Annotated in this window: 21 protein-coding genes and 2 pseudogenes; 11 read left to right on the plus strand and 12 right to left on the minus strand. The window is 66.2% G+C overall.

The window, feature by feature from the left end; genetic code table 11:
* Nucleotides 1-127: 127 nt before the first annotated feature.
* From D579_RS0100585 to D579_RS0100595, 3 genes are all read right to left on the minus strand, one after another.
* The gene (locus D579_RS0100585; protein WP_026289395.1) at nucleotides 128-796 is read right to left on the minus strand and encodes a cytochrome c; all 669 of its coding nucleotides are present in this window, start codon (nucleotides 794-796) and stop codon (nucleotides 128-130) included.
* 221 nt (nucleotides 797-1,017) lie between these two features.
* On the minus strand, nucleotides 1,018-1,920 hold the full coding sequence (locus D579_RS0100590) for a complex I NDUFA9 subunit family protein (RefSeq protein WP_018938154.1): 903 nt from the start codon (nucleotides 1,918-1,920) through the stop codon (nucleotides 1,018-1,020).
* A gap of 158 nt (nucleotides 1,921-2,078) precedes the next feature.
* A complete protein-coding gene (locus tag D579_RS0100595; protein ID WP_018144261.1) occupies nucleotides 2,079-2,558 on the minus strand; it encodes a hypothetical protein in 480 nt (159 codons plus the stop codon).
* A gap of 222 nt (nucleotides 2,559-2,780) precedes the next feature.
* Between D579_RS0100595 and D579_RS0100600 the strand changes: the two genes are divergently transcribed.
* Both D579_RS0100600 and D579_RS14095 read left to right on the plus strand, forming a co-directional pair.
* A complete protein-coding gene (locus D579_RS0100600; protein ID WP_018950759.1) occupies nucleotides 2,781-3,275 on the plus strand; it encodes a DUF99 family protein in 495 nt (164 codons plus the stop codon).
* A 157-nt stretch (nucleotides 3,276-3,432) separates the two neighbouring features.
* Nucleotides 3,433-4,172, plus strand: a pseudogene (locus D579_RS14095) (DUF72 domain-containing protein).
* Between the two features lie 4 nt (nucleotides 4,173-4,176).
* Here D579_RS14095 and D579_RS0100610 read toward each other — a convergent pair.
* The 3 genes from D579_RS0100610 to D579_RS0100620 all read right to left on the minus strand — a co-directional run bounded on the left by D579_RS0100610 (nucleotide 4,177) and on the right by D579_RS0100620 (nucleotide 7,128).
* Nucleotides 4,177-5,415, minus strand: coding sequence for an MFS transporter (locus D579_RS0100610; protein WP_026289396.1), 1,239 nt, complete (start codon nucleotides 5,413-5,415; stop codon nucleotides 4,177-4,179).
* Between the two features lie 255 nt (nucleotides 5,416-5,670).
* A complete protein-coding gene (locus D579_RS0100615) occupies nucleotides 5,671-6,066 on the minus strand; it encodes a sulfur globule family protein (protein WP_018950763.1) in 396 nt (131 codons plus the stop codon).
* Between the two features lie 588 nt (nucleotides 6,067-6,654).
* The gene (locus D579_RS0100620; protein WP_026289397.1) at nucleotides 6,655-7,128 is read right to left on the minus strand and encodes an SgcJ/EcaC family oxidoreductase; all 474 of its coding nucleotides are present in this window, start codon (nucleotides 7,126-7,128) and stop codon (nucleotides 6,655-6,657) included.
* A gap of 282 nt (nucleotides 7,129-7,410) precedes the next feature.
* Here D579_RS0100620 and D579_RS0100625 point away from each other — a divergent pair, with 282 nt between their 5' ends.
* Nucleotides 7,411-8,205, plus strand: a complete 795-nt coding sequence (locus tag D579_RS0100625) for a class III extradiol ring-cleavage dioxygenase (protein ID WP_018950765.1) — start codon at nucleotides 7,411-7,413, stop codon at nucleotides 8,203-8,205.
* 70 nt (nucleotides 8,206-8,275) lie between these two features.
* Here the strand turns inward: D579_RS0100625 and D579_RS0100630 are convergent, their stop codons facing one another.
* Nucleotides 8,276-9,808, minus strand: a complete 1,533-nt coding sequence (locus tag D579_RS0100630) for an L-lactate permease (RefSeq protein ID WP_018950766.1) — start codon at nucleotides 9,806-9,808, stop codon at nucleotides 8,276-8,278.
* Nucleotides 9,809-9,953: 145 nt separating this feature from the next.
* Between D579_RS0100630 and D579_RS15395 the strand changes: the two are divergent.
* The 5 genes and pseudogenes from D579_RS15395 to D579_RS0100655 all read left to right on the plus strand — a co-directional run.
* A pseudogene (locus D579_RS15395) lies at nucleotides 9,954-10,439 on the plus strand (EAL domain-containing protein); the annotation flags it as partial.
* A gap of 168 nt (nucleotides 10,440-10,607) precedes the next feature.
* Nucleotides 10,608-11,249 carry a hypothetical protein gene (locus D579_RS0100640; RefSeq protein ID WP_018950767.1) on the plus strand — a complete coding sequence of 214 codons (642 nt, stop codon included), beginning with the start codon at nucleotides 10,608-10,610 and terminating at the stop codon, nucleotides 11,247-11,249.
* 412 nt (nucleotides 11,250-11,661) lie between these two features.
* A complete protein-coding gene (locus D579_RS0100645; RefSeq protein ID WP_026289398.1) occupies nucleotides 11,662-13,185 on the plus strand; it encodes an NAD(P)H-dependent oxidoreductase in 1,524 nt (507 codons plus the stop codon).
* 358 nt (nucleotides 13,186-13,543) lie between these two features.
* Nucleotides 13,544-15,928 carry an EAL domain-containing protein gene (locus D579_RS0100650; RefSeq protein WP_018950769.1) on the plus strand — a complete coding sequence of 795 codons (2,385 nt, stop codon included), beginning with the start codon at nucleotides 13,544-13,546 and terminating at the stop codon, nucleotides 15,926-15,928.
* Between the two features lie 302 nt (nucleotides 15,929-16,230).
* A complete protein-coding gene (locus D579_RS0100655; RefSeq protein ID WP_231368438.1) occupies nucleotides 16,231-16,503 on the plus strand; it encodes a hypothetical protein in 273 nt (90 codons plus the stop codon).
* A 150-nt stretch (nucleotides 16,504-16,653) separates the two neighbouring features.
* Here the strand turns inward: D579_RS0100655 and D579_RS0100660 are convergent, their stop codons facing one another.
* Nucleotides 16,654-17,193 (minus strand): DsrE family protein, encoded by a 540-nt coding sequence (locus D579_RS0100660; RefSeq protein WP_018950770.1) that lies wholly within the window; start codon nucleotides 17,191-17,193, stop codon nucleotides 16,654-16,656.
* Between the two features lie 153 nt (nucleotides 17,194-17,346).
* On the opposite strand from D579_RS0100660, the gene D579_RS0100665 reads away from it, so the two are divergent.
* The gene (locus D579_RS0100665) at nucleotides 17,347-17,706 is read left to right on the plus strand and encodes a hypothetical protein (protein WP_018175711.1); all 360 of its coding nucleotides are present in this window, start codon (nucleotides 17,347-17,349) and stop codon (nucleotides 17,704-17,706) included.
* Between the two features lie 146 nt (nucleotides 17,707-17,852).
* Here D579_RS0100665 and D579_RS0100670 read toward each other — a convergent pair whose 3' ends face one another.
* A complete protein-coding gene (locus tag D579_RS0100670) occupies nucleotides 17,853-18,548 on the minus strand; it encodes an MOSC domain-containing protein (RefSeq protein ID WP_018950771.1) in 696 nt (231 codons plus the stop codon).
* Between the two features lie 70 nt (nucleotides 18,549-18,618).
* A complete protein-coding gene (locus D579_RS15180) occupies nucleotides 18,619-18,762 on the minus strand; it encodes a hypothetical protein (protein ID WP_018950772.1) in 144 nt (47 codons plus the stop codon).
* A 130-nt stretch (nucleotides 18,763-18,892) separates the two neighbouring features.
* Between D579_RS15180 and D579_RS0100680 the strand changes: the two genes are divergently transcribed.
* Complete coding sequence (locus D579_RS0100680) at nucleotides 18,893-19,870, plus strand: OmpA family protein (protein WP_018950773.1); 978 nt, start codon at nucleotides 18,893-18,895, stop codon at nucleotides 19,868-19,870.
* A 28-nt stretch (nucleotides 19,871-19,898) separates the two neighbouring features.
* Here D579_RS0100680 and D579_RS0100685 read toward each other — a convergent pair whose 3' ends face one another.
* A complete protein-coding gene (locus D579_RS0100685; RefSeq protein ID WP_018950774.1) occupies nucleotides 19,899-20,963 on the minus strand; it encodes an alpha/beta fold hydrolase in 1,065 nt (354 codons plus the stop codon).
* Nucleotides 20,964-21,070: 107 nt separating this feature from the next.
* Between D579_RS0100685 and D579_RS0100690 the strand changes: the two genes are divergently transcribed.
* Entirely contained in the window at nucleotides 21,071-21,763 is a 693-nt protein-coding gene (locus tag D579_RS0100690) for a DUF4197 domain-containing protein (protein WP_018950775.1), read from the plus strand.
* Here D579_RS0100690 and D579_RS0100695 read toward each other — a convergent pair.
* On the minus strand, nucleotides 21,757-22,986 hold the full coding sequence (locus D579_RS0100695; RefSeq protein WP_018950776.1) for an EAL domain-containing protein: 1,230 nt from the start codon (nucleotides 22,984-22,986) through the stop codon (nucleotides 21,757-21,759). The two genes, D579_RS0100690 and D579_RS0100695, sit on opposite strands and share 7 nt — an antisense overlap.
* Between the last annotated feature and the right edge of the window lie 125 nt (nucleotides 22,987-23,111).

The raw sequence follows: 23,111 nt of genomic DNA on the forward strand, positions 1-23,111 counted from the left end.
GAGGCTCGCTACGCGTCGGGGGGCTATCTAGGGATTGAGCCCGCCGGCGGGATGGACGGAAGCCGGGCCCCCACGGCCCTGCGCCCCCGGGGCTCGTTGATGTCCGGTCCGGGCGGCAGCAAAGGGGTCATTCCTCGCGGGCGGGAATCGAGGCGAAGTAGGCCGACACGGCGGCCATCTCTTCTTCCTCCAGCTCCTGGGCGATGCCCTGCATCAAACCGGCCAGGGCGGTCTTGCGGGCCCCCTGGGCATAGGCCTGGAGCTGTGCCATGAGATAACGCGGGGGATGGCCGGCGAGCGGTGGCAGGCTGGGGTTGCGCTCGCGCCCCTGTTCGCCATGGCAGGAGGCGCAGGACTGGATGTTTCGCTCCGGCAGCCCTTCGAGCGCAATCTCGCGCCCTTTTTCTACCAGGTCTTCGGGTACCCGGTGCGGCCCGCCCGCCGGTTTCATCTCGGCGTAGTGGCGGCTGACCGCCTCGATCTCGTCATCGTCCAGATGCTGGGCGATCTGGGCCATTGTGGCATTCGGGCGCTGGCCTTCCCTGTAGGCCGTCATCTGCTCGACCAAGTAGGCCTTCGGGAGCCCCGCCAGGCGTGGGAATGGGGGCTGTGCCTGGCCCTGTCCCTGTTCGCCGTGGCACTGGATGCAGGCGGTCGCGCCGCGATCATTGCCTTCCCGCGCAATTTGGGCGCCCGGGTCGTCCTCGGCGACGGCGGCGCCGCCCAGCAGCCACAGGGTGGTTAGCAGCGCGAGTGGCCGGGCAGTGATTCGGTCGAAGGTGTGCGCTCGTGCCATCGGATCACCACGATTGCAGGACGTCATATTCAGGAACATAGGGTGGCTCCAACGATGGTGCAATTGCGGTGCGCATTTGGCGGGCTTGTGAGGTGTGCGCCGCCGGATATAGCCGCGGTCCGGCGTGCCGCATCCCCGGCGAACAGGAAAGGACAGGAGGAGAGCAGGAAGAGGACACCCTGCTTCCTGGGTTTCACACGGCGCGGCGGCGCATCCGGGAATCATTCCGCCGGGAGGCAGTCCGGAAGGGAATCCTCCAGCCTGCGGGGCGTGATGCCGAGGTCGGCGAAGCTTCCCGCCGTTTCGTCGGCGACGTTGTCCTGCTGCATCAGGAAGATCTGGTCCCGGGTCAGGGGTGCGTTCGGCAGCAGCGAGCCGAGCCGGGCCAGTGCGTGCCAGAGCGCGAAGGGCACAGGCACCATCGGGCGCTGGCGTTCCAGGTGAACCAGTACCCGAGTCAGGATCTGGCGGTACGTCATGATGTCGGGGCCAGCGAGTTCGAAGACCGGGTGTGCGGGCGGGGTGGCGGCGAACAGCCTGGCCACGGCGCGGGCGACATCGGCCACGTGCACCGGCTGCAGGCGGGTCTCTCCGCGGCCGAACAAGGGGATCACCGGCAGGCGCGCAAGGCCGGCCAGGTTGCGCAGGAAGGCATCATGCGGGCCGAAGAGCACGCTGGGACGCACGATCAAGGCGTCGGGGAACGCGCGGATCACGGCCGACTCGCCTTCGGCCCTGGCGCGTATGTAGGCGGAGCGCGACTGGCTGTCGGCCCCGATCCCGGAGATCTGCACGACTCTCGCCAGGCCCGCGGCGCGCGCCGATCGGGCGAGACGCGCAGCGCCTTCCACGTGGATGGTGGTGAAGCGGAGGTCGCGGTGTTCCACATACAGGCTGACCGCGTTCACCACGCCGCTGGCCCCCTCCAGGGCCCGGGTGACGGCGGCATCGTCACGGATATCGGCGCTGCAGTGCTCCACCTGGGCATGTTGTTCCAGCGCGGCGGGTAACGCCGCCCGGCGCGAAGCAATCCGCACGGGGTGTCCGGCGTCGATCAGCTCGTGCACGATCGCGCTGCCGAGAAAGCCGGTGCCACCAAATACCGTGATCAGGTCCGGGCGCATGGCGAGCCCCCTTTGTGCGCTCTAGGTTGGCGCCAGATGTGGGGTGTCAATGATCAGTCGTCCAGGTACTGGGTGAGACCGGGCAGAAGTACGAAATGTCCCGGGCCGGCGTGGATTCAAGGGCTGTCTGTGCCTTTTGGGAACGGTCAGGCGTCCAGTCAGCGCGTGCGTCGACATCCGGCCAGCTGCCCGGCCCAGGCATCAAGCAGCCGCTGACGCACACCGGCGTCGTCGCCGCGCCGCAGCTCCTCGCGGCTAGCGGCGAAGGTTTGGGTCATCCAGCCGTCCTCGGCGGCGCATTCGACCCGAATCTCCCAGCCATCGTCGTGCGGCTCGACATCGAACGTATAGGTCGCCAAATGCAGTTCCTCCAGCAGGCCGCTGACCATCTCCCGCGCCCGGGAGAACTCCTCGACGGATAACGTCATCGTGTCGTCCCTCATGTTGCCGTGCAGCCACTGTTCGAAGCGGCGGATGGAGTGCTCGAACTCCGAGCGGTAGTGCGCTGCCGGGGGGTGATTGCCCGCACCGGCAAGCGCTTCGCGGTAGATGTTCAATGTGCGCTCGACCCATTCCCGCGTGGCGGCCTCGCCGTCACGCTTGATCAGGAAGCGGATGCGTTGCAGTTCGTCGGTCACGGTCTGCTCTGGAACGGGGCTTGTATCTGCCATGATGTAGGGTATTGCGGGCGCCTCTGCAACCGGTGGCCCTTCGAGGCGAGTCCGTTATGGGCCGCCGGAGCGGGCGGGGCCGCTGCGGGTGGGGCCCGCCCCGAGTGCGCTCCGGGTTGGCGAGGCCTGGGCGGACACCAGTGGAACTGTGAAACGCCGCGGCGCGAGAGGCGGCAGACCGGGAAGCGGATGCAGGAGCGTCTTTCACACGTGGTGGGTTTCGATGATGCGCCGTTCGCGCGGCCACATCGGGGTGATGTGCTGGTGGTCGGTGCGGTATTCGCCGGCATGCGGCTGGACAGTCCGTTTGCACCGCAACTGCACGCGATCCTGTTGCAGGGGATCACCCTGGCTGGATTCAACGTGGTGGACCTGCCGGCGCTGCACGCGCGCACCGGGCTACCGATCCTCGCGGTGGCGCGCCACGCACCGGATCTGCCCGCGATTCGTCGCGCGCTGCTCGGGCCTGTTCCAGGGGGCGTGCGCAAGTGGCGACTGATCGAGGCCGCCGGCGTCATGGAACCGCTGGCGGGGTTGTACGTGCAGCGCTGCGGGCTGAGTCCCGAGGCGGCGCAGAGGCTCCTGGAAGACCAGCGCGTCCATAGCCGGTTGCCGGAACCACTGCGGGTGGCGCACATGATCGCAGGCGGTGTGACGACCGGGGCGAGTCGTCACCGTCCCTGACCGGGGGCGCGAGCCGTCCGGGAACGGGCGGACATTGGGCCGCCCGCTTTCCGCACGCGACTCCGCTGCATGAGTGCAGGCGAGATTGGGGCACCCTCCGGATAGGGCGTCAGGCCTGTGGCTACACTCGTTGCAGGCAAGCCTGAAGGAGGTCTCGATGGCCTGTGCGTATGTCGGGACGTCCGGCTGGAACTACCGGGCGTGGAAGGACGACTTCTACCGCGGGGTTCCACAGCGCGAGTGGCTCGCCCACTGTGCGCGGCATTTCAGCGGGCTGAGATCAATGCCACCTTTTACCGCCTGCCCGCGAGTACGACTGTGCAGCGGTGGGCGGAGCAGACGCCGCCGGATTTCGGCTTCGCGATCAAGGGCAGCCGGTTCGTCACGCATATCCACCGACTGAAGGACGCCGGGGACTCGGTTCGGCTGCTGCGCGACCGCATGCAACCGATGGGGAGCCGGCTGCGGGCGGTCGTGTGGCAATTGCCGCCGAACTTCGCGGTGAACCAGGAGCGTCTGGAGGCGTTCACCAACGCGCTGGGCTTCTGGCCGGAGGTGCGGCATGCGATCGAGTTTCGCCATCCCAGCTGGTTTACCGTGGCGGTGGCGGTGGCGGGGCAGCTGGACGCGGCCGGAGTGGGGATCTGCCATTCCGATGCCCCGGACTGGCCGTGCTGGGAGGCCATAGCGGGCCCGCTGGTCTACTGCCGTCTGCACGGGCATACCCGCACCTATGCCTCGGCCTACAGCGACCGCCTGCTGGACCAGTGGGCCGACCGCGTGCGGCAGTGGCTGGCGCAGGGGTGCGAGGTGCATGTCTACTTCGACAACGATGCCGAGGGCGCCGCGCCCCGGGACGCCCAGCGCCTGATCGAACGGCTGCGGGCTGCAGGCTGATGGCTCAGGCATCCGCCTCCGCGCGATGGCGGCGGTACAGCCGCAGGGCCGTTAGCCCGACCAGCAGCGAGGCCAGTCCACCGATCATGAACACATGTGCGGGCGTGGCACCGGCGGGCCCGGTAAGCAGCCAGAACAGGACCGGTGCCACCAGCATGGCGGAGAAAGCCAGGAAGTTGCTGGCGGCGATGAAGCGGCCGCGCCGGTCAGCGGGGCTGTGACCCTGCAGGTAGGCGGTGATCGGCACGATGAAGAAACCGGAGGCAATGCCCAGCAGGGCCATCAGCACCAGCGTCGCGGGGTAACTGTCGGTGGCGAAGTACAGCAATGCGCTGATCAGGGCCGCCGCGATCATGCCGGCCGGGGCATGGTGCATGGCGATGCCGCCACGCGACAGGTAGCCGGCAAGGATGCTGCCGGTTCCGATGCCGAGCGCCAGCGTGGTCAGGATGATGCCGGTCGCGAGCTCGCCCAGCTCCAGATGGACCTCGGCGAACAGTGGGACGTTGAGTTGGTACAGCGTGCCCAGAGCCCAGAACCATGCGATGCCGAGGATTACCATGAACAGGACGCGGTGTGGCCGGATCTCGGTGACCGACTGCATGACGGTCGCGAACGGGTTCAGGCGGAACGGCGCGGGGTTGTCGGTGGCCAAAGTCGGGGCGATGAACAAGCTGGTCACCAGACCGGTGACCGACAGCGCCACGATCAGGGCCGCCGGGACCCACAGCGCCTCGCCGGCGAACTCCATCACGAACCCGGCCAGCGCGGTGCCGAGGATGATCGCCAGGAACGTCCATAGCTGGATGTGTCCGTTGGCGCGCGATAGCTGCGGGTAGCGCACCAGCTCCGGCAGGATGCCGAACTTCGCCGGGCTGAAGAACGTGCTCTGCAGGCCCATCAGGAAGGTGGTCACCAGCAGGCCGGGGAAGTTGTCGGTGATCAGCATCAGCGCGGCGGTCAGCAGCACCGCGGCCTCGGCCATGCGGGTGCAGACGATCACGATCTTCTTGCTGTAGCGGTCGGCGATGTAGCCCGCCCATGGCGAGAACAGCACGAACGGAAGCAGGAACACGAAACCGACCAGGCTGTAGTAGAAGGTGCCTTCGCCCTCGGCGACGAACTCGCGGATGGCGATGAAAATGACCACCAGCCGGAAGAAGTTGTCGTTGAGGGCGTTGATGAAGACCGTCGCCATGTGGGCGACGAAGCTCTTCCTGCGGATGTCCGAGGTCTCGGTCATGGGATCTGCGGCCCAGCGGGGTTTTTGAAAGAACTATAGGTCAGGTTTGAGCGCAAAACGGGGGGCTGAACACGCGAAACGTCGAAAACAGCGATGAAACGAGGATAAAGCGTCAATTTCAGGCTAGATGAGGAATCCCATGATTTTCCGGGAGGCGAGATCCGGTGTGAAATGCGGGGTGCAGGAACGTGACCGGCCCGGCCTGCCATGGGCAGACCGGGCCGGTTGATTATCGGCCGGAAGGCGCGATCGCGATCAGTTGTCCTGATCTTCAGGCTGATCCGCGGCCATCTGTTGCGGAGCCCAGGCTGCACCCTGGTAGGGGGCGGGGTGGTAATACGGGGCATAGCCATAACGCGGGTAGTAGTTCCCGTAGTGACGGCCGTAGTAGTCGCCGTATCCATGCCCGCTGCCGTATCCATGGCCGCGACCGCGCATGCTGAAGTCGAAGTCGCCGAACATGTCGCCGAGGCCGAACCAGTCACCTACGCCGCGACCCCAGCCGGGACCGTACCCGTAGCCGGGACCGTAGTAGGGGCCATGATTCGGCGCGTGATAGCCGGGACCCCACCACTGGGCCGAGGCATGCATCGGGAATGCAAAGGCGCCGATCAGCGCCGCGGTAGAAAGAGCTTTGGCCAGCTTGTTCATGGCAATACCTCCTCAAGTTAACAACCACTTAAACAAGACCAAATGTCTCGGGGCATTCGGGGCCCCGCCTGCTGGAGGGCGGGGTTTTGGGCCCGCCAGTACCTAGCGGCTTCCATCGTAAAAGAAGAAAATCCAGATAATCTGATATAGGTCAATTTTTTGACGGAATGTTGACCTTTTGGCGGGGGTTGGCTGCGGGGTCCGTCGAAAAGTCGACGTTTTCGAGGGTCGCTGACCGGCATCTCCCTGAATCTCAGGGCGAGAGTGCGGATGCCATGCCGTGGATCGCGGCCCGGGATAGTCCGGTTTTCAGCAGCGCAGGGGATGCAAAGGCCATCTTCCGAGAGGACCGATGGTCACGTGATGGCGGTGGAGACGAGGGCACCGCTGGCGCGCAGACGGGTGGATGCGGGGCGGAACATGGTGCGGGCGGGAGTGATCTCGCATCCATCGGAGTGGGCGCGGGGCGGACATCGCGAGACCCAGGCGTCACCACCTGAACGCTACCGCGTCATGTCCGGTGGAGACGAAGCCAGAGGGTCTCCATGATCTAGTTCGCCGCCGTGCCAGTATGCCGGTTCCGCGCGCCTACCGATGCACGGCGGTGTTTTGCCCGAACCGAATCTGCCAGCCGTGATGACCGTCGTGTTCGAGCAGGAAGCTCATGCGTGTGTGCAGGACGCCGTCCCCCCGGTCCGGGAGGCCCGCAGGCATGGACGCGATGTTCGAGACCCGCAACAGGGCTTCGGCGAAGGCCGTGTCACCGCTCAGCATGGTGATGTCCTGAACGTCCACGCTGAGCGACGTTCCGGCAAAGGGGCCCTGCAGGACTTCGGTATGCCGTTTGGCATTGGTCGCGCGATCATTGAAACGCGTCCCGAACAGGTTCACGAGCCCCGCATCTTCCTGATAATCGCGTGCCCAGGCTTCGCCGTCGCCGGCCTCCCATGCGGCCTCTTTTGCCTCGAGGATCCGCTGGATCTCGCCCGGGTCTGCCCACGCATGGGTCGACGTCAATGCGGCCAATGGCAAAGCGGCTAGTAGAAACCATTTCCTGGACATGCAGCCTCCGGATGCTGGGGGTGACACACGTTTCCGGTGTACACGAAAAGCTGGATGCACGCCAGTTGAGGGAAGCGGATTGCACGACGAGACTGACGGTTGGGGTGACGGGCCCAGTCCCGAACCGGACGATCAGTGCAGGGCGGTCGTTGGTCTGGCAGTGACTGCGGGCGCTTGTCGGCTCCAGGGGTGCAGGTCTCAGCGTTGATGGACACGGGCGCAGGTAGGTAGCGGGCTTGTGTGGGTGACCGGATGACCGGGATGCAACGGCGGGAGCGAAGGATGGACAAGACGCAGGCGTTGTTTTTGTCCCATGGCGGCGGGCCGCTGCCACTGCTGGGGGACCCAGGGCACACGGCCATGGTGGAGAATCTGGAGGGTCTGGCCGGGCGCGTGCGGGTGCCCGATGCGCTGGTGGTGGTGAGTGCGCACTGGGAGGCGTCGGTGCCGACCATCACGTCCGGGGCGAATCCGGGGCTGATCTACGACTACCACGGGTTTCCCCCGGAGTCGTACACCATCGAATATCCCTGCCCGGGCGAGCCGGCACTGGCCGCGGAGGTTCATCGACGGCTGCAGGAGGCGGGCATCGATGCGCACCTGGACCCGGCGCGAGGGTTCGATAACGGGCTCTTCGTGCCGCTGAAGATCATGTATCCCGAGGCGCAGGTCCCATGCGTTCAGCTTTCCCTGGTGGAGACGCTGGACCCGGCGCAGCATATCGAGATTGGACGGGCTCTGGCAGGGCTGCATGAATCCGGTGTGTGGGTGGTGGGGTCTGGCTTCTCGTTCCACAACCTGCGCGCCTTTTTCACGCCCGATACGCAGGAGGCCCGGCAGCTCAACCAGTCGTTCGAGGCCTGGTTGGAGGCCGTTTGCTGCGGGCGCGCGGACGCGGAAGATGCACGGGCGGCCAAGCTCGTGCACTGGGATGCCGCGACGGGCGCCCGGTTCTGCCATCCGCGGGCGGAGCACTTGTTGCCGCTGCATGTCTGCTACGGAGTGGCGGGTGGCCCCGCGGCGGAGCGTATCGGGATGCAAATTATGGGCAAGGAGGCCAGTTGTTATCGGTGGTAGCCGGGGCCACGGAAAGGCGCCCCAGTGTCGCCTTCCGGTAACCCGTAGCGCGGGCCGACGCCGCCCCTGGCTACCAGGCGAGTGCCAGCAAGCCGGCTCCGAGGCAGACGACGATGACCGGGATGATGGTCTCGCGGATCACCTGACCCTCGCGCGCCTGCAGACCGGCGGCTCCGGCCGCCATGGCGATGTTGTGCAGCGAGATCATGTTGCCCACCCCGGCGCCGATCAGTTGCAGGGCGAGTACGGTCGGGAGCGCCATGCCCAGGGCATCGGCGGTGTCCGCCTGGAGTTGTGCAAACAGCAGGTTGGAGACGGTCGCGCTTCCGGTCATGAACGAGCCCAGCGCGCCGAGGAAGGCGCTGAACATCACGAAGGTCCCGCCCAGTGATTCCGCCAGGCCCTGCCCCAGCACCTGTGGCATCGACGGCAGGCCGGCGGCGTTGGAGCCGGAGCTCAGCAGGAGCTGGGTGAGGGCGATGATGAACGCCAGCACGATGGCCGCCACGCGCAGCTTGCCCCAGGTGGCGGCCACCGCCTGACCCAGCGTGGCGCGGCTCACGCGGAACAGGATCAGCGCGGTGAGCAGGGCCAGGCCAAAGTAGAAATAGGGTGTGTACAGCGGGGCGAGGCTTTGCCCCAGCTCAATGCCGTGGAACTCGCCCGGCGACCAGCGCACGGACTGCAGGGCCTCGCGCAGCGGCATGATGGTGCGCGAGGCGATCAGTGCCACGGCCATGACCGCGAACGGCACAAAGGCCAGGAGCACGCGCCCGACTGGGGCCCGCTCGACCTCTGGGTGCTGTTCGTGCCCAGGTAGCAGGAAGCCGCGATGGGCCGCCAGGGCAATCACCGCCATTGCCACCACGCCGCCGATGATCGCGGGCAGTTCCGGCCCCACCAGCCAGGCAACCAGCAGATAGGGGATGCCGAACGCCAGCGCCGACAGCACGGCGAAGGGCACGAATTCGCGGAAGCGCCCGCGTTCCTCGCCGAGGGTCGCCACCCAGACCATGAACAGCGTAATGAACGGTGCGAGGACGGTGTGGATGACCGCCGTCTGCAACACGGCCGAGCGGGTGGTCTCCGCATCCAGGCCGAGGCCGGCGAAGCCGATGATCACGGGCGTTCCGGCCGCACCGAAGGGGACGGCGGTGCTGTTGCCGATCAGGGCGATGGCGACCGCCTTCAGGGGCCGCATGCCGAAATACACCAGCAGCGGTGCCGCCAGTACCGCGGGGGTGCCGAAGCCGGCGATGCCCTCTACGAAACCGACCAGCCCCCACCCCAGCAGCATGGCCAGCACCCGGTGGTCGCGCGAGACGCTAGCGATGACTGACTGGATTGCACTCATGTGCCCGGTCCCGATCATCACGTTCAGCACCAGCAGTGCCATCAGGATGATCAGCAGGACCTCCACGAAAACGATGGCAGCATCCAGCAGACTCGCTACCAGCACCGTGCCCGATATCTGCCAGACCAGAACGGCCAGCACCAGGGTGGCGATATAGGCGATGGGCGCCGCTTCAAAGGCCGGCCGCCGCAACGGCACCAGCCACACGAACAGCAACACGAACGGCACCAACGTGAGCCAGAACAGCACGATCCCTCTCCCGTTATGCGCAAGGCGTCATCCTAACCCGGGGCTCGGTTCGGGAATAACCGAATCAGGCTGCCACAAGGCCCCTCGGCGTTATGCCCCGCGAAGAGCTCGCTGGGTCGGGCAGCGTCCTGGAGGTCAGGGCCGGACGCTCGGCGATTCGAGCTTTTTGCCCTGGCTGGGCAAGCAACTTGCCGTGCACCCGGTATGGCCGGGAAGCCTGGTTCTGCAACTCCGCGAGGGCGATGTGCTGGGCCGGATGGATCAGCTCTCGGCCTTCGGCGATGCGCTTCGGGATTTGGAGATCCGCATCGCTCTGGAACACTTTGGCGCCAGTACCGATGCCGATACGCGCCGGATGCTTGCCGAAATGCGGCCCGACTACGTCAAGATCGCGCGGGAACTCACCGTGGGGCTGCATCACTCCGCCACGCCTTCGTTACGGCTCAACGGCCTCCTGGGCCAGGCCAAGGAGGTCGGCGCCTACACCATGGCCAGCTATGTGGAGGATGCCGATGGTCTGGCCTTGTTGTGGCAGGCCCAGATCGACCTGGTGCAGGGGAACTTCATCCGGCAGCCAGAGGAAGAGCTGCGCTACGAACTCGAGTTTCCAGGCCTGGACGACGCGGGCTGATCGGCTCGGTCAGACAGGACAGTACGCCTGCGAAGGCTGGCGGTCAGGCTGGCAAGGCGCAGGGGGGAGCACGAGCAACGGATGGTCCAGGACGGTAGGATCGGCAGGTGGGGTCGCCAGGCCCCGCAGCGACGGACCGTTCCAATCACGTGACGCAGGGAGGCGTTCATGATTCTTCTGGTTGTATACAGTTTCGCGCTACTGGCCGCATTGGTGATGCTGTTGTCGCGGCGGCGCGCCGCGCTTGGGGTGCGGGTGTTGTATGCCTTCGCGACCTTGGTGCTGCCCTTTGCCACGGTATTGCTCGCGCATGCGCTGAACGGTGGCGAGACATCCGGGGCGGGGGCTTTCGGGCTGGTGCTGTTTGCGTTCCTTGGCAGCCCGTTGTTGATGTGGTGGGTGTTTGCCTATCGCCACCCTGCAGGGGGCCCCGAGGACCCTGCTGAGGGGGGCATCGCGCCGGGCTCACTGCCGCCGAAGGCGGCCAGAACGGCCGCGCCGGATGCCGTCCAGGAGTCCACGGTGGCCGCGGCACAGCGGTCGACTGTGCGGATGCACCCCTTCCGCCGTGCGGCGCTGGTGCAGACGCCGGGGTCGCTCCTGCTGGGGTTGGGACTGGCCGAAAAGTTCGGGGGTACTGATGGTCCGATCTTTCCGTTTCTGGCGAATGGCTGGCTGGTCGACGGCATGCTGGTGCTGGGGACGGTTCTGTTTGCCGTATCGCTCCGCATGATCGTCGCAGAACTGCGCCGGCCGTCCGAACCGCAACGGGATCCCGATGCGCTTGGAATCCGTAACCCGCGTCGCTGAGCCACCCGCAGACGCAGGTCGCCGCGACCGCTTCTTGTACGCCCGGTGAACTGTTCCGGTGGACCGGATCTTGTGAGCTCTCTAACGGAACGGCGCTTCCGGGTATGACGGATCGGTAGCAAGCCTCTCCGACGCGGGCTATGTTCTGGGTGGAGCCGCTGTGGTGGACGAATTCCTCGACCCGCGGGATCGGCCCTAAAACGGTCGGTCGGCGCGGACGGAGGACTTGTGTGGGGTCGTGGGTATGGATGAGTAGCGTGGTGCGGAGGGTTTCGTCATGCAGGGATACGTCGTCGGCAGGGTGGAATCCGATTCGCGGGCAGGGCCTGGCTTGCGGTACCCATGACGTCGGTGGTTGTTACCGTGGCGGGCTGGAGAACGAGGGTATGACGACCGCATGGGGCGACACTGCTTGAAGGTGCTCGTCATCCTCGGCCACCCGCGCGCCGATAGCCTGTGCGGGGCGCTGGCCGAAGCCTACAGCGAAGGGGCGCGCGCGGCCGGGACCGAGGTGCAGTCCCTGAATCTGGCGAGCCTGGAGTTTGATCCGCACGTCCACACCCCTTCGCCCAATCAGCAGCCACTCGAAAAGGATCTGGAGGCCGCACGCGGCCTCGTCGAGTGGGCTGATCATCTGGTGTTTGTCTATCCCACCTGGTGGGGCACCATGCCGGCGCTGCTCAAGGGTTTTCTGGACCGAATCATGACACCGGAATTCGCCTTTCGCTCTTGCGAGGGCGGTACCGGGTACGAAGGGTTGCTGCAGGGCCGCTCGGCGCAATTGATCACGACCATGGATACGCCGCCGCTAATCCACCGGCTGGTGTATCGCCAGCCAGGTGCCAATGCGATGGCGCGCGCCACGCTGGGGTTCTGTGGGGTCCGGCCGGTGCGCTCGTTGATGTTCGGTTCGGTGCGCCATAGCGACGAGGCCCAGCGCAAGGCCTGGTTGCAGCGCGCACGCCAGGAAGGGCTGCGTCTGGCCAAGGGGCGCGAAAGTGCGGGTGAGTGGCTTGCGCACAAGGCCGGTGCCTGGCTCCAGGCGTTGCGCTTGCAGTTCTATCCGATGACCTTTGTGGCCTACGCGGTGGGGGCGCTGGTGGCCGCCCCGGCGGGTGGGGTGTTCGGCAATCCGGTGTTCTGGCTCGGGTACCTGTGCCTGTTTCTACTGGAAGTGGCCACGGTGCTGGTGAACGAACGCGTGGACTTTGGCTCGGACCGGCAAAACCGGTTCTATGGTCCCTTTACCGGTGGGTCGCGCGTGCTGGTGGAGGGGCTGTTGTCCGCGCGCGAGCTGGGCGTGGGGATTGCCGGCGCGCTGGTGGGCTTCGCCCTCGCGTTCGTGGCATTGCTGGCGACCGCACCCGGAGATTCGGGGCCGATCCTGACGGTGATGGCCGTCCTCGCGATCCTGGCGATCGGCTACACGGCGGCGCCGCTGAAGCTTAGCTATCGGGGGCTGGGCGAGCTCGATGTCGCGCTGACGCACAGCCTGGGCGTGCTGCTGTGCGGCTATGTGTTCCTGGCGGGCGACTGGACCGCGTCCTTGCCCTGGCTGTTGAGCCTGCCGCTGTTCCTGGCGATTGTGCCGTCGATCACGCTATCCGGGATTCCCGACCGCGAGGCGGACGCCGCGGTGGGCAAGGGCACCCTGGCCGTGCGCCTGGGGAACGACGGCGCGCTTTGGGTGGCGTTGTCGTTCACCATCCTGGCGGCCATCAGCGGCGCATCGTTCGATGCGCTGGGATGGGTGCAGGGGGCCTATGCCGGGATCGGGTATGTGGTGGTTCCGTATGCCGCCTGGTTGGTCTGGCTCCTGTGGCGTGCGCTGCACCGCCAAGGCCCCAGAGGGCGCATCGATGGATTAATGGCGGCCTCCCTGGGTTATGTGCTCTGGTTCGGGCTGTTCCCCCTGATGAACCTGGTCATGGGCTGATGGTGCGAGCCATCGTGGGCCAGTGCGTGGCACGCGTTATTTGGCGGGCGGTTCACCGGTGAGGCTCTGCTGGATGCTGGCATCGGGGGCGCGGCGAAACTTTCTCCGGGTCTTCTCCCGCCAGTTGGGGGCCAGGATCTAGCAATCGGCGGCAGGTCGATCTTGACCGCAACGGCACGTGCAGAAAGCCCTTCCCGGAGTGCCGAAGCCGATGGGCCGTTAATTTTCGGCGGGCCGCATTCTTTCGGCCCGATCAGGCACCCGTTATAGTCACAATGATCGGGGGGCATTTCCACCGCTATTGCGGGAAGACCCCGTTGATGCCAGACGACGCATCGACACGCAAGGGGAGGGGGGGATGCGGGCACAACTCGGGTTACGGAACACCTGGCCGGCCTATGCGCGGTTCATCGGCATTTCGGTCGCGATCGTCACTCTGCTGGCGGTGGTCCAGATCCTGTTTGTCTATGGGGCCGATCGTTTCGAGCCGCGCTTGCTGGCGATCCCTTCCGTTGTCGGGATCCTTTTCGGGTTCATGCTGGCGCGCATGCACCTGCTTCGGTCGCAGACCGACCTCCTGAACACCTTTGTCGAAGCGACCCAGGCCAGCAGTGACCACGAGGAGGCCATTCGGCATTTGCTGCGGGTGGTTGCTGAGCAGCTGCGGATGGACGGGGTGGCCCTCTATGAACTGGACCCGGCCGGGATGGAGGCAAGACGACTCCGGCACTACCCGCCGCACCGCGCCTCGCCGTTGTCCGAACGTGCGCTGCGGGAGCTTTCGGCATTGTCCCTTGAGGAAGGCCGGTCCGGTACCTGCGAGGAACTGCGCTCCAGGGGCCTGGATTCGCTTCCGGCTTGCCTCGAGACGGTCGAACTTCCGCTTCCCGACAACCAGCGTGGCTTGTTGGTGCTCTATCGCGACGATGCGAGGCGCAAGCCACCGGACGCGCTGGAACGGCGGTTCCTTCAGCTCAGTGCCGACTGGCTGAGCATGACCCTGACCCACATGCATCAGCGGGAGATCATCGCCACTGAACGGGAGCAAAACCGGCGCGAGAAGGAGCGGGCCCAGACCACGCTGGAGTCGATTGGCGACGCGGTGATTACCACCGACGACCATGGGCGTATCGACTACGCCAACCCGGTGGCCAGCCTGTTGCTGGGCGAGCCCGCGGCACAACTGGCGAAACGGCCCCTCGACGAGGTGGTATGTCTGGAAGACGAGAGCGGCGGGGACTCGATGTCCGCGCGGCTCGAATCCAGTAGTCAGGTGCTCGCGGAAGCAGGCCACCCTGCCCATATGCGCCTGCACACCGCGAACGACCAGACCCGCCCGGTCCAGCTTTCCTTTACCCCGATCCTGAATCGCGCCGCCGACAGCCAGGCGAGCGTTCTCGTGATGCGTGACATCAGCGATCTGCGCGAGGTGATGCGCCGGCTCGACTATCAGGCCACACACGATGCCCTGACAGGGTTGCTGAACCGGCCGGCCTTCGAGGCGTGTCTCGAGGACCAGCTACGTTCCGCGCGCACGCACCACACCCGGCACACCCTGTGCTATCTCGACCTCGACCAGTTCAAGATTATCAATGACACCCGTGGACACACCGCAGGCGACGAGCTCCTGCGTCAGGTTTCGGCGCTCTTGCCTCATCTGTTGCACGAACGCGATATCGTCGCGCGCCTCGGAGGGGATGAATTCGGGATCCTGATGGTTGACCGGGACATCGAGGACGGACGAATCCTGGCCGAGGAGATCGGCCGCGAACTGGCCAGCTTCCGTTTCTACTGGGACGAGTCGACCTTCTCCGTGTCCGCCAGTCTGGGGCTGGTCGAAGTCAGCAGGGCGAGCGAGTCGACCCAGTTGATCCTGCAGCAGGCGGATGCGGCCTGCTACGTGGTCAAGGACACGGGGCGCAACCAGGTGCGCGTGTTCCGCGCGGAGGACGAGGACTTGCGTGACCGGGTGGGCGAACTGCACTGGGTCAGCAGCATTCCGGACGCGATCGAGCAGGATCGTTTCGAACTCTGGGCACAACCAGTTCGCACGCTGGCGGATGACACGGATGCCTATTTCGAAGTCCTGCTGCGCCTGCGTGACCGCGATGGTCAGTTGGTCCGGCCGGATACCTTCATCCCGGCGGCCGAACGCTATGACCTGATGGGGCAGGTCGACCGCTGGGTGGTGTCCCGGACGCTGGCGTACATGCAGCAACTCCAGGCTGCCGGATGGGGTGACCTTCCGGTAATGGGGATCAACCTCTCGGGTTCGTCACTGAATAACGATGCCTTCCTGGTGTTTCTACAGGAGTCGGTGGCGAAGTCCGGCCTCCCCGGTGACCGCTTGTGCTTCGAGATCACCGAGACCGCGGCGGTCCGGCACCTGCAGCGAACCGCTCGGCTGATGACCGAGATGCGGCGAACGGGTTGTCACTTCGCGCTGGACGATTTCGGCAGCGGCCTGTCCTCGTTTTCCTACCTCAAGCATCTGCCGGTGGATTATCTGAAGATCGACGGTGGCTTTGTTCGGGACATCAACACCGATCCGATCGACCGCGCAATGGTGCGCGCCATTCACGAGGTGGGTCAGATCCTGGGGCTGACCACGATTGCCGAACATGTGGAAGACGAAGCAATCCGGGCGCGTCTCGTGGAAGTCGGCGTCACCCATGGGCAGGGGTTCGGCCTGGATCGTCCGGAACCATTGGTCGGCCCAGAAGGGATCCGTCAGGCGAATTGACCCCTGCACTCCGGGTAAGTGACGCCGACCGGTACCGGGCGGTGTCGCATACCACGAGCCGGTAGCAAATGACGGGCATACGGCCGGATTTTCCGGGGTCTCCGATCCGACTGCCTGCTGGCGAGACTCCTCTACTTATCCGGAAGTCGAGGTGGAGCAGGCGCCCACGGGTTTTGTCGGAAGGAGTCGGTCGGCGCCCAGTCGTCGACGTTTGCTGGATGGGGGGCGGGATGGTCGGGCGTTTCTGGAACAATCTGGCATATGCCTTTCGGAATACACGGGCGGCATTCGCGGCGTTGGGCATGCTGGCAGTCTTGGGCGTGTTGCTGTATTCGGACTGGTTCGGGCCTGGCGTAGCCAGTCGGGAGGTGATCCGGGCACCGGTGATCGAGGTCGAACGGGAGACCGAGGACACGACATGGATTCGTGTCGTTGTCGAGACGCCCGCGGACGGTCCGGTCCGATTTCTGTGGCAGGAGCTGCGAAGCCCGATGGGAGTGGGTCGCGAGGTCGAACTCGTGGTTACCGAACGGGATGATGGATCGCGGGATTACCGTCTACTCGACCGTCCTTGATCAGCGGTGTGGCCAGGGGACGTTGTTGCGGGTTTCCCTGGTGGGCCGGGCACTGGAATGTGCGATCTGGGCGAGGGATGGCGGCAAGACCCGATGCCACGGGGCATCGCCTGGATGCCTCGCGACATGGAAGGGGCTCTGCCCCTGGGGTCAGTCGATCTTGATGTAGGCGAAGCCTTCTTCGTTCTGGAGTTCCGCCAGGCGGACAACACCGGAGGGAACCAGGCTGACCTTGTCGTAGCCCTCGTCATGGTCCAGCCGGACCCGCGTCCGGGTAATGTCGCAAAGCTCGTACTGTACCCCGTGCGTTTGCTTCAACCCGGCGAGCCGCGTGCGGAGTTCGTCGCGTTCCTCGATGAACGCCCGATCCGACTCGAACGGGGTGCCTTCGAGGTTGTTGTCAGTGGTGAACCGTATGCCGTCGGACATGAATACCACCCGCACGTCGACATGCATGAACTCGTTCTGGTAGTGCGTCATCATGTTGTTGATGCTGGTCAGCATCGAGGATAGCCGTTGGGGATCGCCATAGTCCACGTGATAGACGACCTTGGCTTCGGGCTCGAACGCCGTGGCAGATGCGTTCCAGCCGAGGCCGACAAGTGCGGTGCAGGCCAGGGCGGCCAGAAGCCGGAAACGCGGCCTCGCGGTAACCGTGCGGCGCTTGGCCGGGGTCTCTGAATGTCTCATTGGAGTCTCCTTTGGTGATTTTAAGAAATGGTTTTTGTTGTTGATTTTATTTTTTTGCCCGTTACACCCCTGTTTCGGGCATGGGTCCTGTAAAGCGAGTCCAGGCGGGATGCCAGTACAGTCCGGTCAACGCGCCCGGAGAAACACGCGGTGATGGCTCTTTCGAGAATCCTGGTGGGTGTGGGGCTGGCCGGCCTGTTGCTGGCAAGCGTCACGTTGGTCCGTGCCTCGCACTGGTCGGAATGCCGTTTCGAAGTGACGGTACTGGTGCGGGCCGAGGGGTACGTCACGCTGGAGCTTGAACGGGTGCTCCACGCGGACGGAACGCGTGGCGACGATCGGCAAGGATGCGCGCGCGGTTTTGCGGATGGCCAAGTGGCGCTCGTGGCCGTGACCGAGGGTGCCGAGCTGCTGGTAACGGGCGCCCGGCTTCATGCGCGCTGGGTGGAGTACGGGGCCATGGCGCCCGCAGGCCCTGTCTCTACGAGCACCTGGGCCTTCTCCCGCCCGTAGACGTCAATACTCGACGGGCGGTGCCGGGACTGGATGGGGGGCGACGGAAGCCCCGGGGCCGCCGTCGTCCCGGGGGCTCCGGAACGTGATGCGGATATGGGGAGTGGACTTGTGCCGTTGCGTCCGCCAGCCGGGTACGGGGGAGATTACCGGGTGGGCGGTTCGCCGGTGAGGCGCTGGTGGCTGCGGGCATCGGGGGTGCCGCGCAGCTTTCGCCGGGCCTTTTCCCGCCAGTTGGAGGCCAGGGCCGCGCAATCGGCCAGTTGCTGCAGGTGCTGGGCGTCCGGTTGCCGATAGACCGCTGCCATGGCCGCGGCGATGCTGAGGCTGTCGGGCCGGCGTTCGAGGTGTTCGATGGTATCGCCCACGGTGAGGGTGCCCGGTTGCAGTACGCGGTAGAACCAGCCGCAGCGGCCGGTCTCCTGGACCTCGCGCGCCAGGCCCGGGATGCCGAAGCGCACGTCGAGCTTCCAGCACGGCGTGCGGGGCTGGCTGACCTGCACCCGGGCGGTGCCGATGCGATAGATATCGCCGATGTGCACGCTGTGTTCGTCCATGCCGTGGCTGGCGAGGTTCTCGCCGAAGCCGGGGGCGGCGAAGCGGGCCGCGTGATCCGGATACTGCACCCGCCAGCCGTCATAACGGTCCAGGCTGTAGTGGAGCAGGGCCCGCTCCGAGCCTCCGTGGTGGTCTGGGTCGGCCTGCTCGTCACCCGCCAGGCCAAGGGACTCTACCGTCACCGCGCCGGCCACCGGCTGCTTGTCGATGGCGCTGGCGCGGCCATTGGCGAAGTCCGTGGCCACGCGGCCGGTGTAGAGGCCGATGAGTCGGTTGGCAGTCATGCGGGTGCAGTCCCGGGCTTGCGCGGAGTCTTGACGATACAACGTCCGTACACCGGTGACGACCGGTCGTTCAGCGCCCGCGCAGATAGAGCAGCCGCGCGATGAAGGCGATGCCCAGAATGATCCAGCCGATGGGATAGGGCAGCACGCCGGAGAAGAAGGCGGTCAGGCTGGCGAGGAGCAGGGCGCCGATGACGAGCAGGGGGATGTCCATGCCCTTGAGAGCCGGGATTCCCGTCGATGTTCCGCGGCGGTCGGTCGGGGCGACGGCTTCGGGGTTGCAGGGTGCCTTGCGGCTGGGGTATCCGTAGGGCCGTATCTTGGGTATGGACAGGGGGAATTACATGGGGAAGCGTGCGAACACGGCGGTTGCGGGCTGGGTCGTCGCGGGGCTGATGGGGGTGGGCAGCGCGGGCGCGGCCGACATCGACGGGGCTGGGGATCACCCGGATGTGCCGCGGGTGGCGGGTTCGTACATCGTGTACCAGGACCAGAGCGACTTTGACCGGCTCGCGGTGCCCACCGGGCCGTGGGACGGGGATGGGTTCGAGTCGGTCGAACGGCTGGAGGGCGAGGTCCTGCGGCTGAGCTACAACTTCGAGGACCCCAGCGTAACCACGCTGCGGGTGAAGCGCAGCTACCTGCAGGCGTTGGAGGCACGCGGTTTCGAGATCCTGTTCACCGGCTCCGAGGAGGAGCTCTCGGGCGGGGCGGGACGGACCTTTTTCCGGGAATCCGGCCTGTTCGAGCGCGGGGCGCGCGATTGCTGCCGGGTAGCCAACCGGGATCGTCAGGTGCGCTACATCGCGGCGCGCTCCGAGGCCGGGGATGTGCTGGCGGGGATTGCCGTGTTTAACGCCCGTCGGGTCGACGGGCCGGCGGTCTCCAAAGCGATCGTGACCGCGGAGGACATGGATACGACCATGGATCACCAGCCGCTGACCGCCGGCGAGATGGAGACCGGCCTGATCGAGGACGGCCGCGTGGCGGTGCAAGACATCCTGTTCGAGGTGAACAGCGCGGCGATCCTGCCGGAATCCGCCGAGGCGCTGGCGACGATCGCGGACCTGATGAACGAGCAGTCATCCATGGAGCTGCTGGTGGTCGGGCATACCGACAACACCGGTGACTTTGACTACAACGTGTCGCTGTCCCTGGAGCGCGCGCAGTCCGTGGTGAACTGGCTGCGCGACCGGCACGGTATCGCAGGCAGCCGGCTCCAGGCCGCAGGGGCCGGGATGATGGCGCCGGTCACTACCAACCGCACGGAGGCAGGGCGAGCCCAGAACCGCCGTGTGGAGCTGGTCGAGCGCGGCGGATAGCGGCGCCGGCCGGACCCGAGCCGGGTGTTCAGTCTCCCGGCGCGGCGTTCCAGTGTTCGAGGATGTCGAGGATAGGGTCGATGGCGGGCGGATCGTCCGTCAGCGGGCCGGGTACCAGCAGCCCACGATGCGAGGCCTCGAGGATCAGCGGGTCCGGATGCCCGTCCAGGTGCAGGGATTCGACCGGCACCACGCCGTCGCCCAGTTCGTCGTCGGTCTGCTCCCACCATTCGCTGATGCGCCCGGCCACCGCCTCGAGGTCGATCTGTTCGTCCAGCGCGGCGAGACTCTCGCGCATGGCGGGGGTGGGTTCGGGCAGTTTGCCGCCGATGATGCGGACCGGTATGTCGTCCGGCCAGGGGCGTGCGTTGAGTTCGGCCAGGAAGCGGCTGTCCGGGCGCAAGTCGATCTTGGCCGCGCCGGTGCCGTCGCGCAGGCCGGCAAACAGCGAGAAGCGCTGCTGCTGGATGTCGGCCAGCCACTCGCGTACCTCCAGCCAGACCCGCAGCCGGGCCCACTCGGAGCCATGATTGGGGGTGGCCACCAGGATTACGCCGGCGACGGGTCGCCCCCCGACACGCGGGGTCGCATCCTCCGGATGCCGGTAGCGCGTTACGAAATCGCGGATCACCAGACCCCCCATGCTGTGGCCAATCAGGATCAGCGGGTCGTCGCCTTCGAGCTGCGCCCAGTGTTCCGCCAGCAGGTCCGCACTGTGGTCGATGGCCTGGTCGTTGGGATAGCGGAATTCCCAGCCATTGCTTCCGGCGTCGTCCAGCGCGGGCGCCAGGGCGTCCCAGATATCGCCGGGCTCGTCCAGTCCGTGCAGCAGCAGGACGTCCGGCGGGCGCTCGTCATCGAACCGGTCCGAACGCGGCAGGAAGCCCTGCAGATCGTCGGGCAGCTCCATGCTCTCGGGGAACCATTCGTGCAGGCGGTCCTGGACTTCGACGCGCAGCTCGCGCTCCTGTTCCGGGTTCTGCTCGGCCCAGCCGACCCAGATGGCCAGGGCGAGCAGGGGCACGCCCACCAGGATCAGGAAGGCGCCGAGGCGCCGGCGGCGCCGGTTCGAATCAGGACGGCTGGCATTCATGGACGATCACCATCGGACAAGCTGAGCTCCACGGCAAGTGGGGGGCTGGAGCGGGGGATTCGATGCCCTGTGTATCATGACGGGAAGTCCCTCACGGAAGTTTCGACATGCGACGCGCGTACCTGCTCCCCTGGCTTCTGGTCCCCCTCTTGCTGACCGCCTGCGCCGGACTGGATGTCCGCGACTTCGGCCTCGATGGTGGTGATGATCGTGCCGAGGAGGCCATCCGCGAGGCCCTTCGGGTGGGCACCGAGCGCACGGTGGAGCGGACCGGCCGCGAGGACGGTTACTGGGGCAACGCCCTGATCCGGATCGGGCTGCCGCAGGAGCTGGAACAGGCTGGGGATGTGCTGCGGCGCGTCGGGTTCGCCAGCCAGGTTGACGACCTTGAGCGGCGCATGAACCGCGCGGCGGAGGCGGCAGCGCGGGAGGCCGTTCCGGTGTTTGTCAGCGCCATCCGCGGGATGCGGCCGGAGGACGTGTATGGGGTGCTGCGCGGGGCCGATGATGCCGCCACGCAGTATCTGCGCGATGCGTCGGAGTCCACCCTGCGCGAGCGCTACATGCCGATTGTGCGGGAGCAGATGGAGCGGGCCGACGTCTATCGGGTGTACCAGCCGCTGCGCGACGCGGCGGGCCGTATTCCGGGCCTGTCGGGGCTGGACGTCGATCTGGATCGCTACGTGACCGATCACGCCCTGGATGGCCTGTTTACCATCCTCGCGGACGAGGAGCGGCGCATCCGCGAGGATCCGACTGCCCGCACGACCCAGCTCCTGCGCGACTATTTCGGTCAGTAGCGCACGGCGCGCAGATGGCCGGTGTGCGGCGTGTCGGAAAGCAGCAGGGATGGGATCTCTTCGGCCCGTAACGGGCGGGCGAAGTAGTAGCCCTGGATGCAATCGAATTTCAGTTCGCGGCCGATTGCCAGTTGTTCCTTCGTCTCCACGCCCTCGGCGATGGTTCGCAGGCCCAGTGACTCGGCCAGCAGGACCATGCCGCGCGAGAGGTCCCGCGCCGACGGATCCAGGCCGAGTCCGGAGATCAGCTGGCGGTCGATCTTGAGGATGTCGATGGGGAAGCGGTTGAGGTAGGCCAGCGAGGAATAACCCGTGCCGAAGTCGTCGATGGCGAGCTGGATGCCGAGTGACTTGAGCTGCTTCAGGGCATCGGTGGCCGCGTCCATAGCCAGCACCGTTTCGGTCAGTTCGATGTGCAGCAACTCCGGCGGTAGCCGATGGCGATCCAGCGCGGCCGCGACATGGGCCGCCATTTCGGGGCGGACGATGTCGTGCGCCGAGAGGTTGATTGCCACATACCATGCGGGGCGGCCGTGTTCGGCGGCCAGAGCGTTCCACGCGGCCGCCTGGCGGCAGCCCTCGTCCAGGGCCAGATCGCAGATGTCATGGATTAACGTGGAATCCTCCGCCACGTCCAGAAACTCCGCCGGGGATAGTTCTCCGCGGATGGGGTGTCGCCAGCGGATCAGCGCCTCGACGCCGACATGGCGCTCCTGCGCCAGGGAGTAAATCGGTTGGTAGCGCAGGAAAAACTCGTTGTGCCGCAGCCCGCGCCGGATATCGAATTCCTGGCGCATGCGCCGCAGTTCCTCGGTGACCGGGTGCAGCGCGGGGATGACCAGCCAGGCCATCAGCTGGCCGATGCCGACGAAGAATCCGGTACGGGTTAGCCAGCGTTCGGTCTCCTGCGCGATGCCGGCGGTGACATCCACCGGCGTCATGGGTCCGGCCAGCACGCCGGCCACCAAGGCCACGACCAGGGCGGCGCCCGCGCCGAAGCGCGCCGCGGCGAACAGGATGGGCACGTAATAAAAGTGCGGGACGATACTGTCAGCGCCACCGGCGGTGTAGACGACCAGCCAGGACAGGGCGAGCCCACCCAAGATCAGCAGACTAGCGCCCACGAATGACATGCCCACCCAGGCACGGAGTGTGGTGCGCGCGAGATAGTCGGTGTAGCGGATGCCACCGGTGGAGGGCAGGGCCGAGGGAAACCTGGACATCGCGCTCTTCCTTTGGCCAATCCCGGGCCGGTTATTACACCTTCGGCTGTGCGACAAGGCGGCACGGCTTCAGGGTGGCATGTCCAGTCGTCCAAGCGACCACCTGTATCACGAGTGTAGTACAT

It is taken from the genome of Thioalkalivibrio sp. AKL12, from assembly GCF_000377925.1.
GTDB classification, from domain to species: domain Bacteria; phylum Pseudomonadota; class Gammaproteobacteria; order Ectothiorhodospirales; family Ectothiorhodospiraceae; genus Thioalkalivibrio; species Thioalkalivibrio versutus.

What these genes read in the sequence shown, in the direction of transcription:
- D579_RS0100585 (WP_026289395.1), bottom strand. Translation starts at nt 796, where the DNA reads ATGGCACGAGCGCACACCTTCGACCGAATCACTGCCCGGCCACTCGCG.
- D579_RS0100590 (WP_018938154.1), bottom strand. Translation starts at nt 1,920, where the DNA reads ATGCGCCCGGACCTGATCACGGTATTTGGTGGCACCGGCTTTCTCGGC.
- D579_RS0100600 (WP_018950759.1), top strand. Translation starts at nt 2,781, where the DNA reads ATGCAGGAGCGTCTTTCACACGTGGTGGGTTTCGATGATGCGCCGTTC.
- D579_RS0100610 (WP_026289396.1), bottom strand. Translation starts at nt 5,415, where the DNA reads ATGACCGAGACCTCGGACATCCGCAGGAAGAGCTTCGTCGCCCACATG.
- D579_RS0100615 (WP_018950763.1), bottom strand. Translation starts at nt 6,066, where the DNA reads ATGAACAAGCTGGCCAAAGCTCTTTCTACCGCGGCGCTGATCGGCGCC.
- D579_RS0100620 (WP_026289397.1), bottom strand. Translation starts at nt 7,128, where the DNA reads ATGTCCAGGAAATGGTTTCTACTAGCCGCTTTGCCATTGGCCGCATTG.
- D579_RS0100625 (WP_018950765.1), top strand. Translation starts at nt 7,411, where the DNA reads ATGGACAAGACGCAGGCGTTGTTTTTGTCCCATGGCGGCGGGCCGCTG.
- D579_RS0100640 (WP_018950767.1), top strand. Translation starts at nt 10,608, where the DNA reads ATGATTCTTCTGGTTGTATACAGTTTCGCGCTACTGGCCGCATTGGTG.
- D579_RS0100650 (WP_018950769.1), top strand. Translation starts at nt 13,544, where the DNA reads ATGCGGGCACAACTCGGGTTACGGAACACCTGGCCGGCCTATGCGCGG.
- D579_RS0100655 (WP_231368438.1), top strand. Translation starts at nt 16,231, where the DNA reads ATGCTGGCAGTCTTGGGCGTGTTGCTGTATTCGGACTGGTTCGGGCCT.
- D579_RS0100660 (WP_018950770.1), bottom strand. Translation starts at nt 17,193, where the DNA reads ATGAGACATTCAGAGACCCCGGCCAAGCGCCGCACGGTTACCGCGAGG.
- D579_RS0100665 (WP_018175711.1), top strand. Translation starts at nt 17,347, where the DNA reads ATGGCTCTTTCGAGAATCCTGGTGGGTGTGGGGCTGGCCGGCCTGTTG.
- D579_RS0100670 (WP_018950771.1), bottom strand. Translation starts at nt 18,548, where the DNA reads ATGACTGCCAACCGACTCATCGGCCTCTACACCGGCCGCGTGGCCACG.
- D579_RS15180 (WP_018950772.1), bottom strand. Translation starts at nt 18,762, where the DNA reads ATGGACATCCCCCTGCTCGTCATCGGCGCCCTGCTCCTCGCCAGCCTG.
- D579_RS0100680 (WP_018950773.1), top strand. Translation starts at nt 18,893, where the DNA reads ATGGGGAAGCGTGCGAACACGGCGGTTGCGGGCTGGGTCGTCGCGGGG.
- D579_RS0100685 (WP_018950774.1), bottom strand. Translation starts at nt 20,963, where the DNA reads ATGAATGCCAGCCGTCCTGATTCGAACCGGCGCCGCCGGCGCCTCGGC.
- D579_RS0100690 (WP_018950775.1), top strand. Translation starts at nt 21,071, where the DNA reads ATGCGACGCGCGTACCTGCTCCCCTGGCTTCTGGTCCCCCTCTTGCTG.
- D579_RS0100695 (WP_018950776.1), bottom strand. Translation starts at nt 22,986, where the DNA reads ATGTCCAGGTTTCCCTCGGCCCTGCCCTCCACCGGTGGCATCCGCTAC.